The organism is Vibrio sp. Isolate22 (assembly GCF_022398115.1).
Taxonomy (GTDB): Bacteria; Pseudomonadota; Gammaproteobacteria; order Enterobacterales; family Vibrionaceae; genus Vibrio.
In genome coordinates this window covers 44898-57908 of the sequence record NZ_JAKEUW010000032.1, presented here as the reverse complement: position 1 = coordinate 57908, position 13011 = coordinate 44898, and the positions used below count along the sequence as shown (strand labels likewise).

The window sequence follows — 13011 nt, the reverse complement described above, 5'->3', positions numbered from 1 at the left end:
GTAGCCGCATGGTTAGTTGGCAAAAATGAATCAGTACCATGAATGGCAAAGACTTGAGCCCAATACCGTATCTGTCTTGAAGAAATTGAATATTGTTTTGCTAAGTAGAGAGATGACGTGCCATCTAAGTATTGCTTAGCAATGATACATTTTAGCTCTCGGCTATATTTGGACATAAAAAGACCCCCAATAATTGGTGTCCAACTATTGGGGGTCAGTTCAGATTCGTCAGCGGCTTTTTTATGCGTCATTATAAGTGAGTTCTTTTGCTGCAAGAGATCCCCAACTCGCTCGTCCCTCGCTCATGAGGATGACGGAGTGAGATGTTGGAGTTTGTGTTTTGGTGATTCTTGAGTGTGAGAGAGCTTAAGTTTAGTATTCCCGTCATTCCCCAAACTGATGAGGGAGAGAAGCGGTAATCTCTGGCTTGAATAGGTGATTTGTTTCTTCGACGGTGAAGTTCAGGAGCTCTTTATATCCGTCATTCCCTAGACTGACGAAGGAAGGAGTAGGGAATCTCTTTCAACCAATAGCTATCTGCTCATAACAAAAAAGGATTGACGCAAACGCCAACCCTTTCAATAGTTTCACTCGAATCTCGAATCTCGAATCTCGAATCTCGAATCTCGAATCTACTTATAGATACACAACATGTTTAAGTAGCTGTCAGTGAGTTTAGATAGTTCTTCATTGGTATCAACACGTTTCGCTTGAATGAACAGCGAGTAGCAGATGCCGTGGAATAGATTCGCAAGGTGCTTAGGATCGTGATCGTCACAAACTTCGCCGCGCTCAATCGCTTTACTAAACATGTTTTGTACCAACATTTGGTTAGTGCGGTTTGTCGTTACGAACAGTGGCCATACTTCATCACGTGTCGATGCGCTCCATTCGAACCATACGTTCAACCAGTGGCTGTCTTGAGCTACAAGCGTCACCATTTCAGTCGCAATATTATGTAGGTTTTGTTTTGCGTGAATATCTAGATCGATATTGTCTGAAAGGAAGTTCGAGAATTGACGGACAACATGATTTAGCACTTCATCAACCAGATCTTCACGAGTAGGGAAGTAGTTAAATACTGTTGCTACTGATACCTGAGCGATATCTGCAATGTCAGCGTGACCACCACGGCCAATGCCGCGACGAGAGAATACTTCAAGCGCGATTTCCATCAGCTGAAGTTTTCTTTTTAAAGGTGAAAGCCTAGTTCTAGGTCTCTTAGATATTGAGTCCATTTTATTTTCCTTGCCAACGATTTTTTTATATTAATGATTTTATTATTATTTAAGCCAAGATGAGTGTAATGGTGCATATGCCAATGGTCAATCCTTTGAGCTTATTTAATAGACAGTTACATCAAACTTGATCCATAAAGCGTGATCCACATTGATATGAAAGAAGGCGACTATCAGACAAGGCACAAGTGCACATTTCGTTGATAATCTGACAGTAAATTCGAACCATAAGGTGGTGTGGGTATTTGAGCAGTGCTAGACTTACGCACAAAATTGAGCGGCGCGAATGGCAAAACTGTCTACACTTGTCGCAATCACCAAACAAAATGAGAGCAGTATGAAGCATACAGTTGAAGTCATGATCTCTGAGCAGGAAGTTCAGGATCGAGTGAACGAACTAGGCAAACAGATCACGGAACACTACAAAGGTAGTGAAGATCTAGTTTTGGTTGGCTTATTACGTGGATCGTTTGTCTTTATGGCGGATCTTGCTCGTGCTATCGATTTAACTCACCAAGTTGATTTCATGACGGCATCTAGCTACGGCAACAGCATGGAAAGCTCTCGTGATGTTCGTATCTTGAAAGACCTAGATGACGATATCCAAGGTAAAGACGTTCTGCTTGTAGAAGACATCATCGATACTGGTAACACGCTGACTAAGGTAAAAGAGATCTTGAGCCTACGTGGCCCTAAATCTATCGAGATCTGTACACTACTAGACAAGCCTTCACGTCGTGAAGTTGAAGTTGATACTAAGTGGATTGGTTTCGAAATCCCAGACGAGTTCGTTGTTGGTGTTGGTATCGACTACGCTCAAAAATACCGTCACCTGCCATACATTGGTAAAGTGGTACCGCAAGAGTAATCACTATACTTGCCGACACAAGACATTAAAAAGCCCGCTTGATGCGGGCTTTTTGTATTTGATAGAGGTAATTAGCCTTGTTGACTAAGAAGAGGCGTCGTTAAGATTTTATTTAATGCCTCAATGTGGCTGCTCTCTAATGTGTCGATACTTGAGCAACGTACGCCAAGGTCTTGTAACTTGCCATCACCAATACCATATACCACACCGTGGATCTCAACCTCTTGGCCTCGTTCCCATGCACTTTGCATAATGGTTGAGTTACCTAAGTTGTAAACCTGCTCTGCGACGTTAATCTCACAAAGCTTATCACCCCACTGCGCGCGTGGAAGTGCTTCGATCTCTTTGCGGTATTTTAGGTAGTTATCACGAATGTGAAGTAGCCAGTTGTTGATTAGGCCAAGTTTCGGATTATCAATTGCCGCATTAACACCACCACAACCGTAGTGACCACAAACAATAATGTGTTTCACTTTAAGTACATCCACTGCGTACTGAACGACAGATAGGCAGTTTAGGTCGGTATGAACCACTTGGTTGGCCACGTTTCGGTGAACAAACAGTTCTCCAGAATATAAGCCAGTCAGGCGTTCGGCTGGAACTCGGCTATCTGAACAACCTATCCATAGAAAACCTGGGCTTTGACCCTCTTCAAGCGTTGTAAAATACTCAGGTCTTTCAGAGCGAATTTCTTCAGACCATTTGGAATTGTTCTCAAAAAGCTGTTTTATTTCTGGCATCTTGCTTCTTACATCCCTCAATTAAGATGCTTCACTATACACAATGTTACAAATTCAATCTCGTAAAAACTGCGTCAAAATGTACTCATCTGACGTGTTCTAGTACGGAAAATCATAAACTTAGCTCACTATCAATGATCCGGTTATAAGACATGAATAATGTGATTGAATTAACACTTTCTGAACACTTGATACATTTGTTAAAGTGATAAGGTTTGTCATTTCATCATCAGGAAGGTGTGTTTTGTTTGGAAGTCGTTTTACGGATATCAATCTAAAAGGGGATATGTTTGGCGGTGTGACTACAGCCATCATCTCGCTACCTTTAGCGTTGGCATTTGGTGTTGCTTCTGGCGCGGGTGCTGAAGCTGGTTTGTGGGGCGCCATTATGGTTGGCCTATTTGCAGCATTGTTTGGCGGTTCGAGCAGTTTAATTTCAGAACCTACCGGCCCGATGACGGTGATCATGACAGCCGTAATGACGAGTATGGTGGCAAAATATCCTGAAACGGGCATGGCCATGACCTTTACTGTCGTGATGATGGCTGGTGCATTTCAGATACTACTTGGCACGTTAAAGCTAGGAAAGTACGTTACTTTGATGCCATATAGCGTGATCTCCGGATTCATGTCGGGTATTGGCGTTATTCTGATTATCTTGCAGTTGTCCCCATTGTTAGGACATGCAGCTCCATCCGGTGGTGTAATGGGCACGCTCTCTGCTTTGCCTGATACGCTAGCAAACTTAAAAGTGAGTGAGCTATTTCTAGGTGCACTGACACTTGGTATTCTGTTTGGCTTCCCGGCTAAGTATCGTAAGTATGTACCGGCGCAACTGGTCGCGCTTGTAGCCGTCACTCTGTTGTCAGTTATCTTCTTCGATACCGATTCTATTCGCCGCATTGGTGAAATCCCAGCAGGTCTGCCTTCACTTGTTGTCCCTACTATCAGTGCTGAACAATTCACGACTATGGTTATCGATGCCTTGGTACTTGGTACATTAGGTTGTATTGATACGCTTTTGACAGCTGTTATTGGCGATTCATTGACTCGTAAAGAGCATGACTCTGATAAAGAGCTGCGTGGTCAAGGTATCGCAAATATGCTTTCAGGCTTGTTTGGTGCGTTGCCTGGTGCGGGTGCGACCATGGGTACCGTGACCAACATTCAGGTAGGCGCGCGCTCTCCGCTTTCTGGTGTGATTCGAGCTCTAGTATTAGCGCTTGTAGTATTGGTTGCTGGTGGGTTGACTGAACCTATCCCAATGGCTGTGCTGGCTGGTATTGCTATGTACGTTGGTTTCAACATTCTTGATTGGAGCTTCATCCAGCGTGCACACAAAGTAAGTTATGCTGGTATGGGCGTGATGTACGGTGTAATGCTATTGACCGTATTCGTTGACTTGATCATCGCGGTTGGACTCGGTGTATTTATCTCGAATATTCTGATCATTGAAAGGCTAAGTCGCGAGCAAGCAAGGCAAGTTAAAGCTATTAGTGATGGGGACGATGAAGATGATATTCCATTGACTGATAGTGAACGCCAGCTACTTGATAATGCCAATGGCAAAGTGTTGTTCTTCTATCTATCAGGGCCGATGATCTTCAGTGTCTCAAAGGCGATTTCACGCCAGCACTCGAGCATTTCTGATTGCGAAGCGATGATTTTAGACTTAACCGATGTACCTATGATTGATGTTACGGTTGGCCTCGCGCTAGAGAATGCGATCAAGGATGCGCTAGACGCACAGTGTGAGGTGTACTTGCTGTGTCCTAACGAGAATACGCGTCAACAGCTGGAGAAGTTCCACGTAATTGATTTAGTACCGGAATCAAACACATATCGATTCCGTTATGAAGCTCTGACAGCTGCGACCAGCTACGTTGAAAGAGACGAGCACCAATTTGAATCGGTTTAATACTCTTATTGATTCACTGTGACTGAACAATAGTTATCAATGTTAGTCATGAATTTCTAATATCGGAAAGTACCGCTAAGTTTATGTCTTAGCGGTATTTTTTTATTTGTGATACACGAAATAGAGCTTTATGCAGCCTTAGCTCTTTTAAGTTTTATAACGAAACCGCTAATCGATATTTGTATTCATCGTCATTCAACGATAAACTTGTTTGCAAAATGGCCGCGTACATTATCTTGAGCTAGTTCAACTGGTTCATTTCAGGTTTCGTTCTCTTCATCCTGTCCGGCTAACCACACTATTTATAGCAAATGGCAATCATCTCTATGTATGCATTAGAAATTGAGCAATTAAGAAAAACTTATGCGGGTGGCTTCGAGGCACTTAAAGGCATCAGTTTACAGGTAGCAAAAGGTGACTTTTACGCGCTACTTGGTCCAAATGGTGCGGGCAAGTCCACCACCATTGGCGTTATCTCTTCGTTAGTAAATAAAACCTCTGGCAAGGTTAAGGTATTCGGCTACGACATTGATACCGATCTTGAGCTAGCAAAGCAGAACCTTGGCTTAGTTCCTCAAGAGTTTAACTTCAACCCATTTGAAACGGTTGAGCAGATCGTTTTGCAGCAAGCGGGTTACTACGGTGTGCCTAAATCTCTGGCAAAAGAGCGAGCGAAAAAATACCTATCTCAACTCGATCTGTGGGAAAAGCGGGGCGAACGTGCACGTAACTTGTCTGGTGGCATGAAACGCCGCTTGATGATCGCGCGTGCGCTGATGCATGAGCCTCAGCTGTTAATCCTTGATGAGCCAACTGCAGGTGTCGATATTGAACTGCGCCGCTCGATGTGGGAATTCCTCAAAGAGATCAACGAGAAACAGGGCATTACCATTATCTTGACCACGCACTACTTAGAAGAAGCGGAAATGTTGTGTCGTAACATCGGCATCATTAATCGTGGTGAGTTGATCGAGAACACCACTATGAAGGCGCTACTAGGTAAGCTGAGTGCTGAAACCTTTATCCTTGATCTGGAAGAGGGAGCTGCACAACCTAAGTTAGAGGGCGTAAATAACCAAGTCTTGGTTAATGGTTCTTTAGAGATTGAAATTGATAAGAACCTAGGTTTGAACACCATCTTTGCTCAGTTGAGTGAGCAGAATGTGAAAGTCCTCTCGATGCGTAACAAAGCCAACCGTCTAGAAGAACTATTTGTAAGCATCGTGCGTGAGGGGAGTAAATAATATGTACAGCCTATATTGGACTGCTTTTCGCAGCTTGCTGACCAAAGAGATCAACCGTTTTACTCGTATTTGGGTGCAAACGCTGGTTCCACCTGCAATTACTATGACGCTCTACTTCATCATCTTCGGTAACCTGATTGGTGCACGAATCGGTGAAATGAACGGCTTTAGCTACATGGAATACATAGTGCCGGGTCTGATCATGATGTCGGTAATCACTAACTCGTACTCGAATGTGGCTTCATCATTTTTTAGTGCCAAATTCCAAAAGAACATTGAAGAACTGCTGGTTGCACCGGTGCCGAACTATGTGATTATCGCTGGTTTCGTGATGGGTGGTGTGGTGCGCGGCCTATTAGTCGGTACGATCGTGACCTTTGTTTCTCTGTTCTTCGTTGACCTTCAGGTTGATCACTGGGGCGTGATCATTGCGACCGTTTTCCTAACGTCGGTGGTATTTGCGTTAGGTGGTCTTATCAACGCGGTATTTGCACGCACGTTTGATGATATCTCAATTATCCCTACCTTCATTCTGACGCCGCTTACTTATCTTGGTGGTGTGTTCTACTCGATTAGCCTGTTGCCTGAGTTTTGGCAAGGTGTGTCGAAGTTGAACCCGATTGTCTACATGGTGAATGCGTTTAGATATGGCTTCTTGGGTGTGTCTGACGTGGGTATTGTGACGTCGTTTGGCGTTCTAGGCGTGTTTATCGTTGTGCTGTATGGCATTGCACATTACCTAGTGACTAAGGGGATTGGCTTACGCAGCTAACTCCGACACCTACTGAATCGCAGGCAAAGAAAAAGGTCGATATTATATCGACCTTTTTTATCTTTTTTATTTGTGCTTTTGCTTTGTGTCTAGAGAAGAACGCAATTACTCAGCGGTTTCTTCTTTCACTTCTTCTTTGGTTTCCGTTACCAAGTCGAGAACTTGGTTGTCGATAAGACGCGTCTTACCTAGGAAAGCCGACATAAGAATCACAGCTTGAGTGGATTCTGAAGTGATGGCTTGCAGAGTCTTAGCATCACAGATGAAGATTTCATCTGGCTGGAGATCTGCTGCACGAAGCTGGTCTGTCGCATCCTCAATCACTGAGGCGTAGTCATCACGTCCACCGCGAATTGCGCTGCTGATCCAACGCATAGTGCGTGCTAGAACAGGTGCACGTTGGCGCTCATCAATAGTGAGATTGCTATTGCGAGAGCTCATCGCTAAACCGTCCATTTCACGAACCGTCGCAACGCCTACAATTTCAATGTCTAACGCTAAGTCAGTTGTCATTTGGCGAATTACAGCAAGTTGCTGGAAGTCTTTCTCGCCGAAGCATGCAAAATCTGGCTGAACGATGTTAAACAGCTTAGTGACAATCGTCGCAACGCCACGGAAGTGACCTGGACGAGACGCACCTTCCAACATGTGAGATAACCCCGGAACTTCAACAAACGTCTGTTTGTCTAGACCATCTGGGTACATCACTTCTGGTGTTGGTGTAAATACCAGTTCAACGCCTTCGCCAGTTAGTTTGCTTAAATCAGCCTCTAATGTGCGAGGGTAGTTGTTCAGGTCATCAGCACGATCAAACTGCATCGGGTTAACAAAGATGCTTACCACGACGATGTCTGCTAGTTCACGAGCCTTCTTTACCAGAGTAAGGTGGCCTTCATGCAGGTTTCCCATAGTCGGTACAAAAGCAACCGTACGTCCATCACGCTTAAACTGTTTAATCTGCTCACGAAGAGCCGCTATTTCAGCAAAAGTTTGCATACTTACTCCTAAGCGATTGTATGAGCATCATCAGGGAAGCGTGCGCTCTCTACTTCTTCTTTGTATAGAGCTACTGCTTTGCGCATGTCACCTGTTTCTGCTAGGAAATTCTTAGAGAATTTCGGCATGTAGTTCGCAGAAATACCGAACATGTCATGCATAACCAAGATCTGACCATCGGTAACATTACCTGCTCCAATACCAATAACTGGCACGTGACAAGCTTCTGTAATTCGTTTTGCCAATGAAGCTGGTACACATTCAAGTAGAACGATTTGAGCACCTGCGTTTTGTAGCGCTAGTGCGTCAGCAACCATTTTATCAGCTTGGTCGTCATCGCGGCCTTGAACCTTGTAACCACCAAAGATGTTCACAGATTGTGGCGTTAAGCCTAAGTGTGCACATACTGGTACTGCGCGTTCTGTTAGCATCTTCACAGTATCAACCAACCAGCTTCCGCCTTCGATTTTTACCATGTTCGCGCCAGCACGCATCAAGGTAGCTGCGCTCTCACAAGCTTGCTCTGGAGTTGCGTAGCTCATGAAAGGCATATCAGCCATAAGAAGACAGTTAGGGCTACCTGCACGCACAGAGCGAGTGTGGTAAGCAATGTCTTCAACACTTACTGGTAATGTGTCGTTATGGCCTTGTAGAACCATACCTAGTGAATCACCGACAAGCAGAACAGGCATCTCTTGGCTTTCGAATAGCTGAGCAAAGCTCGCATCGTAAGCTGTTGACGTCGCGAATTTACGGCCTTCACGTTTACACTTGATCAGGTCGTTAATGGTTACTTTTTTCATTGGTTTTCCTTAATGCGCCTGGCTATTGCTGCCAAACATTGAGCCCGTTTTTATCTACAATTTTCAGTAGTTCTGTCAGCTCAGTCCCATCAGGGAGTTGTAAACTTGGTGCGATTTCAGCAAGCGGGTAGAGTACAAACTCTCGTTCTTTCATTCCGTAATGAGGAACGGTTAAGCGCTCTGAATCGATCACCTCATTGCCGTACAACACGATGTCGAGATCCAAAGTTCTTGGTCCCCAGCGCTCGTCTTTACGGACACGCCCTTGCTCTAACTCGATTTTTTGAGTGCAATCAAGCAGTTCAATAGGCGTTAATTCGGTTTTGATAGCGACTACCGCATTGATGTAGTCCGGTTGATTTTGCGGCCCCATTGGAGTGCTACTATATAGCTGAGAGGTCGCAATAAACGTTGATCGCGGTAGGCTTTTTAGCGTTTCGATAGCCAAATTTGCTTGGCTAACTGGGTCGGCAAGGTTGCTGCCGACCGCGATATAAGCAGTTATCATTCGGCTTGCTTACTCTTTTTGTTTCGGTAAGTCTTACGGCGACGATGACCTGACTTTGATGGTGCTGCTACGTCGTTAGCCATTGCTTGACGCATGTTGCGACCAGCTGTCTGATAACGCTCCCACCATTTTGCTAATTCTTTTGTCTCGCCACCTTCAATATCGCCACGCATCTCTAAGAAGTCGTAGCCAGCGCGGAACTTGTTGAGCTCCATTAGGCGAACGGCACGTTTACCGTTGCGGCGAGGTAGTCGCAGTTGCAGTTGCCAAACTTCGCGAATGGTTGCTGTGTGGCGACGAGGGATAGCAATAGATTTTACTTGCTGATCAAGAATGATGTTACTTGCTTCCATGATCGCGTCATAGTGCGCCATGCCTTGCTCGGCAACAAGCTTGTCTGCCAGCTTGTTCATTGGATACCAAAGAATCGCGGCGAACATGAATGCCGGGTTTACTCGTTTACCATCTTCGATACGAAGGTCCGTAGAGTCGAGTACCAAATCAAGCATTTGCTCAGTTGGTGAGTCGTAATCTTCAGTGAAGTATTCAGCTACCGCAGGGAACATCTGCTGGAATAGGTTGTATTCACGCATCAGGTGGTAGGTTTCTAAACCGTAACCTGATTGAAGCAGTTTTAGAGATTCTTCGTAAAGACGTGCTGCTGGGATGTCTTTTAGAAGGTGCGCCAGGCCTTCAATTGGGTCGGCGGTGTCTTCTTCAATATCGAAATCCAGTTTCGCAGAGAAACGCATTGCACGAAGCATGCGCACAGGGTCTTCACGGTAGCGTGTCTCTGGGTCACCAATTAGACGGATAAGCTTATCTTCTAAATCTTCTACACCACCTGCGTAATCGTGGATGCTGTAGTCTGCAATGTTGTAGTACATCGCATTGATCGTGAAATCGCGACGCTCAGCATCTTCATCAACACTGCCGTACACGTTGTCGCGTAATAGCATGCCTTCTTTCGATTGTGCAGATACGTTTTTAGATGGCTCTTGATGGTGACCTCGGAAAGTTGCCACCTCAATGATGTCACGACCAAACATGATGTGTGCCAAGCGGAAACGACGACCGATTAGGCGGCAGTTTCGGAAAAGGTTCTTGATCTGCTCTGGCGTAGCGTTGGTCGCAATATCGAAATCTTTTGGCTGAGAGCCAAGTAAGATATCACGGACACCACCACCGACTAAAAATGCGTCAAAACCCGCACCATTCAGGCGATATAGTACTTTTAGTGCGTTATCGCTGATCTGCTTACGTGAAATATTGTGCTCTTGGCGAGTATAAATATTCAGTGCTAGTTCGTGGAATCCGCGTTGTTCGCTTGGGGTATTGTCGTTTGTATTCATTAGTTTAGAACAAAGTAGGTATCGCCAACTTTGTTTTTCTCTTAGTCCAAAGTGGTAGTGCAGAGTTTAATTGCGGCTAATAATAGCTTAGCGCGAGCCATTTGAGAACATCGTCTGCTTAACCACAGTGGTTGGTTATGGCATTTTTGTGTGTCGTTTGTACTATTTGCCGTTAGTTTTGAGCTAATTGCAGTGTTGTTTTTGTAAACTATCAGGTAATTGAGCAACGTTCCATTGCTGGCAGCCCCATGCCAAAATCTCATCGATTGAAGCTTCACAAACGGCCTTAGGAACCTCAAAGCCTAAGAACTGCATGGCATTGAGCAGTGTTGGTTTAGGGTTATCGAGGTCAATAGCCGTGGCGTGGTTCTGCTTTGATAGTTTATTGCCAGAAGCATCGGTCGCTAACGGCAAGTGCAAGTAGCTCACTGTGTTTTGTTTCAGTGTCTTATAAAGACTGATTTGGCGGCCTGTAGGTTCGATGAGATCAGCGCCTCTCACCACTTCAGTTACGCCTTGCTCGATATCATCAAGTACTACGGCCAAGTTATAAGCAAACAAACCATCGCGGCGTTTGATGATGAAATCCTCTTCGGCTAACGCTTTAGGGATTTGAATTGTGCCATGGCGAACATCGTCGAATGACTCGACTGGGAAATCCATACATAAACGCACGGCTTGCTCACCAGTATCAATTAGCCCTGTCTGTCGACAATGGCCATTATAGAAGCCACCCAAGGCTTTTATCTGTTTGCGCGTGCATTGGCAGTAGTAGGCTTGGTTGTCAGCAACCCATTGATCAATTTGCGCTTGGTACAGGTCGTGACGTTGGCTCTGATAAACAACGTTGCCATCCCAAAATAGGTGGTAAGCCTCAAGCGTCTTAAGAATCAGATCTGCAGCGCCAGCCATCTCTCTTGGCGGATCCAGGTCTTCCATGCGGACTAACCATTGTCCCTGATGAGACTTTGCTTGGAAGTAGCTGCCAAGAGCGGCAACCAGTGAGCCAAAATGAAGAGGACCTGACGGTGATGGTGCAAAGCGCCCGATATAATTCATATGTGAACAACCTAATCCAGAGGGTACCGCAGTAGCCGATTCTTAAGACGTTTAATGTGTTTATTGCATGCAGTGAGTACTGTTGCTGCTTAGCTCTTGTTTTAACACTGTTCATTGCTATCTAAGGCATCTCGCTTAGGCAGCAAACAAAAAAGGGAGCCAAAGCTCCCTTTCTTTACATCCGCAAGTATTAACCTTGCATTTGTTTCTCTTTGATCTCTGCAAGTGTTTTACAGTCAATACAAAGGTCAGCAGTTGGACGAGCTTCAAGGCGACGAATGCCAATCTCGATACCGCAAGAATCACAGAAGCCGAAATCATCTTCTTCGATCTTGTCTAGTGTCTTCTCAATTTTCTTGATTAGACGACGCTCACGGTCACGGTTACGTAGCTCTAGGCTGAATTCTTCTTCTTGAGAAGCACGGTCAACTGGGTCTGGGAAATTCGCTGCTTCGTCCTGCATGTGGTGCACAGTACGATCAACTTCTTCCCTGAGCTGGTTGCGCCAAGCTGCTAAAATTTTTGTAAAATGTTCCGTTTGCTCAGGTGACATGTATTCTTCACCTGGCTTTTCTTGGTACGGTTCAACACCTGCGATGGCTAGGATGCCTAGCGCTTTTTTCTTAGATTCTGGCATACAGCATCTCCTATTTACACCTAGTCAACTGCAAAGCAGCTAATTTTAAGGCGGGTATCTATAGCAGAAAGAACGAATGGTGGCAAATACTCTTATTCAAACTTGCAATCAATGTGATTTGTTCAACATCTTTGTTCAGTTATTGATAAATTCAACAGATTGTTTTAGTTGTATTTGAGTACTGCTGAGCTCTGCTTTGTAGCAAAGCACTTCAACTCCAGCGTCTTGTGCTTGTTTTAGTAATAACGAATATTTGGCGTCTATATGGTGTGCCGCAGACACTTTTTCAATACCTGAATGTAAAACAGTGAATAAAAGTACGGCTCTATTTCCAGATTCGACCATTTCTGTGAGTTCACGCAGATGTTTTTGGCCTCTGGTTGTCACCGCATCAGGGAAAAAACCTTGCCCCTCAGTTGAGGTCTCTTGTTCATCGAGTAAGGTGACGCTTTTTACTTCGATATAGCAAGGCGGCTTTTCGTTATCTTCAAGCAGAATGTCAATCCGACTATTCTCGCTACCATACTTCACTTCGGTTCGTAACGTGTTATAACCTAAGAGTTCAACTATAGTCTTATTTTCAATTGCTTCCACTGCTAGCTGGTTTGCTCGCACAGTATTTACACAAATCCGGTGACCTTTGTCCGTTTCTGAGATCTCCCAGCTGTTTGGGTACTTTCTTTTTGCATTATCGGAGGTTGAATACCACACCGTATTACCCGGAGTCGCGCATCCTGTCATCGCACCAGTATTTGCACAGTGAATAGTACGCTCGCTGCCGTCGGGAAGTTTGATGTCAGTGAGGAAACGTTTGTAGCGTTTGATAAGAGTCGCTGACTCTAATGGCGGATTGAACTGCATATTACTTATTTAGAC

Annotated in this window: 13 protein-coding genes and 1 pseudogene; 4 read left to right on the top strand and 10 right to left on the bottom strand. The window is 44.8% G+C overall.

The window, feature by feature from the left end; translation table 11 throughout:
- Both L1D55_RS27705 and L1D55_RS17335 read right to left on the bottom strand, forming a co-directional pair.
- Positions 1-176 (bottom strand): annotated as a pseudogene (locus L1D55_RS27705) (helix-turn-helix domain-containing protein); the annotation flags it as partial.
- 456 nt (positions 177-632) lie between these two features.
- A complete protein-coding gene (locus tag L1D55_RS17335; RefSeq protein WP_086711963.1) occupies positions 633-1238 on the bottom strand; it encodes a LuxR/HapR/OpaR family quorum-sensing transcriptional regulator in 606 nt (201 codons plus the stop codon).
- Between the two features lie 337 nt (positions 1239-1575).
- On the opposite strand from L1D55_RS17335, the gene hpt reads away from it, so the two are divergent.
- On the top strand, positions 1576-2106 hold the full coding sequence (gene hpt / locus L1D55_RS17330; RefSeq protein WP_008222716.1) for a hypoxanthine phosphoribosyltransferase: 531 nt from the start codon (positions 1576-1578) through the stop codon (positions 2104-2106).
- A 71-nt stretch (positions 2107-2177) separates the two neighbouring features.
- Here hpt and can read toward each other — a convergent pair whose 3' ends face one another.
- Positions 2178-2846: a carbonate dehydratase gene (gene can, locus L1D55_RS17325; protein WP_239918245.1), complete on the bottom strand. Its 669-nt coding sequence runs from the start codon at positions 2844-2846 to the stop codon at positions 2178-2180.
- A gap of 286 nt (positions 2847-3132) precedes the next feature.
- Here can and L1D55_RS17320 point away from each other — a divergent pair, with 286 nt between their 5' ends.
- From L1D55_RS17320 to L1D55_RS17310, 3 genes are all read left to right on the top strand, one after another.
- Positions 3133-4764, top strand: coding sequence for a SulP family inorganic anion transporter (locus L1D55_RS17320; RefSeq protein WP_239918248.1), 1632 nt, complete (start codon positions 3133-3135; stop codon positions 4762-4764).
- Between the two features lie 326 nt (positions 4765-5090).
- Positions 5091-6008 (top strand): ABC transporter ATP-binding protein, encoded by a 918-nt coding sequence (locus L1D55_RS17315; RefSeq protein WP_239918244.1) that lies wholly within the window; start codon positions 5091-5093, stop codon positions 6006-6008.
- 1 nt (position 6009) lies between these two features.
- Positions 6010-6780, top strand: a complete 771-nt coding sequence (locus L1D55_RS17310) for an ABC transporter permease (RefSeq protein WP_004738182.1) — start codon at positions 6010-6012, stop codon at positions 6778-6780.
- A gap of 105 nt (positions 6781-6885) precedes the next feature.
- Here the strand turns inward: L1D55_RS17310 and panC are convergent, their stop codons facing one another.
- The 7 genes from panC to sfsA form a co-directional block, all read right to left on the bottom strand.
- Positions 6886-7776, bottom strand: coding sequence for a pantoate--beta-alanine ligase (gene panC / locus L1D55_RS17305; protein WP_004738183.1), 891 nt, complete (start codon positions 7774-7776; stop codon positions 6886-6888).
- Between the two features lie 8 nt (positions 7777-7784).
- Positions 7785-8579 carry a 3-methyl-2-oxobutanoate hydroxymethyltransferase gene (gene panB, locus L1D55_RS17300; protein ID WP_004738184.1) on the bottom strand — a complete coding sequence of 265 codons (795 nt, stop codon included), beginning with the start codon at positions 8577-8579 and terminating at the stop codon, positions 7785-7787.
- 22 nt (positions 8580-8601) lie between these two features.
- A complete protein-coding gene (gene folK / locus L1D55_RS17295) occupies positions 8602-9087 on the bottom strand; it encodes a 2-amino-4-hydroxy-6-hydroxymethyldihydropteridine diphosphokinase (RefSeq protein WP_008222704.1) in 486 nt (161 codons plus the stop codon).
- Positions 9084-10439 carry a polynucleotide adenylyltransferase PcnB gene (gene pcnB / locus L1D55_RS17290; protein ID WP_239918243.1) on the bottom strand — a complete coding sequence of 452 codons (1356 nt, stop codon included), beginning with the start codon at positions 10437-10439 and terminating at the stop codon, positions 9084-9086. The genes folK and pcnB overlap by 4 nt, the downstream gene beginning before the upstream one ends.
- Positions 10440-10622: 183 nt before the next feature.
- Positions 10623-11498 carry a tRNA glutamyl-Q(34) synthetase GluQRS gene (gluQRS, locus tag L1D55_RS17285; protein WP_239918242.1) on the bottom strand — a complete coding sequence of 292 codons (876 nt, stop codon included), beginning with the start codon at positions 11496-11498 and terminating at the stop codon, positions 10623-10625.
- Positions 11499-11688: 190 nt separating this feature from the next.
- The gene (gene dksA, locus L1D55_RS17280; RefSeq protein ID WP_004738189.1) at positions 11689-12135 is read right to left on the bottom strand and encodes an RNA polymerase-binding protein DksA; all 447 of its coding nucleotides are present in this window, start codon (positions 12133-12135) and stop codon (positions 11689-11691) included.
- Between the two features lie 135 nt (positions 12136-12270).
- Positions 12271-12996, bottom strand: coding sequence for a DNA/RNA nuclease SfsA (sfsA, locus tag L1D55_RS17275; RefSeq protein WP_239918241.1), 726 nt, complete (start codon positions 12994-12996; stop codon positions 12271-12273).
- Positions 12997-13011: the final 15 nt, after the last annotated feature.

Bases quoted from the DNA above. Each gene is read 5' to 3' on its own strand.
- L1D55_RS17335 (WP_086711963.1), bottom strand. From the start codon at position 1,238: ATGGACTCAATATCTAAGAGACCTAGAACTAGGCTTTCACCTTTAAAA.
- hpt (WP_008222716.1), top strand. From the start codon at position 1,576: ATGAAGCATACAGTTGAAGTCATGATCTCTGAGCAGGAAGTTCAGGAT.
- can (WP_239918245.1), bottom strand. From the start codon at position 2,846: ATGCCAGAAATAAAACAGCTTTTTGAGAACAATTCCAAATGGTCTGAA.
- L1D55_RS17320 (WP_239918248.1), top strand. From the start codon at position 3,133: ATGTTTGGCGGTGTGACTACAGCCATCATCTCGCTACCTTTAGCGTTG.
- L1D55_RS17315 (WP_239918244.1), top strand. From the start codon at position 5,091: ATGTATGCATTAGAAATTGAGCAATTAAGAAAAACTTATGCGGGTGGC.
- L1D55_RS17310 (WP_004738182.1), top strand. From the start codon at position 6,010: ATGTACAGCCTATATTGGACTGCTTTTCGCAGCTTGCTGACCAAAGAG.
- panC (WP_004738183.1), bottom strand. From the start codon at position 7,776: ATGCAAACTTTTGCTGAAATAGCGGCTCTTCGTGAGCAGATTAAACAG.
- panB (WP_004738184.1), bottom strand. From the start codon at position 8,579: ATGAAAAAAGTAACCATTAACGACCTGATCAAGTGTAAACGTGAAGGC.
- folK (WP_008222704.1), bottom strand. From the start codon at position 9,087: ATGATAACTGCTTATATCGCGGTCGGCAGCAACCTTGCCGACCCAGTT.
- pcnB (WP_239918243.1), bottom strand. From the start codon at position 10,439: ATGAATACAAACGACAATACCCCAAGCGAACAACGCGGATTCCACGAA.
- gluQRS (WP_239918242.1), bottom strand. From the start codon at position 11,498: ATGAATTATATCGGGCGCTTTGCACCATCACCGTCAGGTCCTCTTCAT.
- dksA (WP_004738189.1), bottom strand. From the start codon at position 12,135: ATGCCAGAATCTAAGAAAAAAGCGCTAGGCATCCTAGCCATCGCAGGT.
- sfsA (WP_239918241.1), bottom strand. From the start codon at position 12,996: ATGCAGTTCAATCCGCCATTAGAGTCAGCGACTCTTATCAAACGCTAC.